The organism is Arthrospira sp. PCC 8006 (assembly GCF_046480465.1).
Taxonomy (GTDB): domain Bacteria; phylum Cyanobacteriota; class Cyanobacteriia; order Cyanobacteriales; family Microcoleaceae; genus Limnospira; species Limnospira platensis.
The window spans coordinates 1-956 of record NZ_PKGG01000479.1 but is presented as its reverse complement, the minus strand read 5'-3'; the positions used below and the strand labels follow the sequence as shown (position 1 = coordinate 956).

General features: G+C 48.3%; 2 protein-coding genes. Both read left to right on the top strand.

Features of this window, described 5'->3' with window-relative positions:
- Positions 1-217, top strand: a 217-nt coding sequence (locus B9T16_RS28935; protein ID WP_410246421.1) for a formylglycine-generating enzyme family protein, incomplete at its 5' end; no start/stop codon positions are given.
- A gap of 81 nt (positions 218-298) precedes the next feature.
- The coding region (locus B9T16_RS28930; RefSeq protein WP_410246420.1) for a serine/threonine protein kinase at positions 299-956 on the top strand (658 nt) is incomplete at its 3' end.

Below are 956 nucleotides of genomic sequence, written 5' to 3'. Positions count from 1 at the left end.
TTCTGATGGTGGTGTGTGGGATGCTGGTAACGATAATCGTTATCAAAACTATATTGAATATTTAGTCAACTTTTTGAGCAACACAAACAATAGAGTGCTGCGCGGCGGTTCGTGGAGCAACGGTCCTGCGTACTGCCGTTGTGCCTACCGCTTCAGGTTCGTCCCGGACTACCTCCTCAGCTTCAACGGTTTTCGGGTAGCCTGTGCCCCCCCGTAGACTCAGAAACCGGGTTGCTTTTTCCCAACCCAAAGACCAGCGGATTTTGGTAAAATACCCCCATATTTTATCGATTCCATCATGTTGTGGCAAAACGGACAGAAACTCAACAACGGGAACTATATCGTCGATCGCATTTTGGGACAGGGGCGATTTTCCGTCACCTATCTCGCCAAGGAAGTGCGGACAAATGGCTATGTTGCCATTAAAACCCTGAATCCCGATGCTTCCATGTTAAAAGATCTCAAGACCCCCGAACGGGAAAAATATGCGACCAAATTTTATGATGAAGCCCTAAAACTCTCCCAATGCCAACATCCTCATATTGTCAAAGTGCGAGAAATTTTTGACGAACCGGTGCGGGAGGGATGGTTTGCCAATACTCGCTATCCGTGTATCGTCATGGATTATATTGATGGGGTCAGTCTCGGCCAGCGGGGAGAACCCCAACTTCCCGAAAAAATAGCCCTGGGCTATATTCAACAAATTGGTTCGGCTTTGATTTCCGTCCACCAACGGGGTCTTTTGCATCGAGATCTTAAACCCGGAAATATTATGATTCGCGCCGGAAAACAAGAGGCGATTTTAATTGATTTTGGCTTGGCGAGGTCTTTCGATCATCCCCTCACCCAACAAATTACCGTTGATGGCTTTGCACCCATCGAATTGTATTCCCACCTGGAACCCAAAGGACCCTGGACGGACGTTTACAGCCTGGCGGCGACCCTGTATGTGCTGC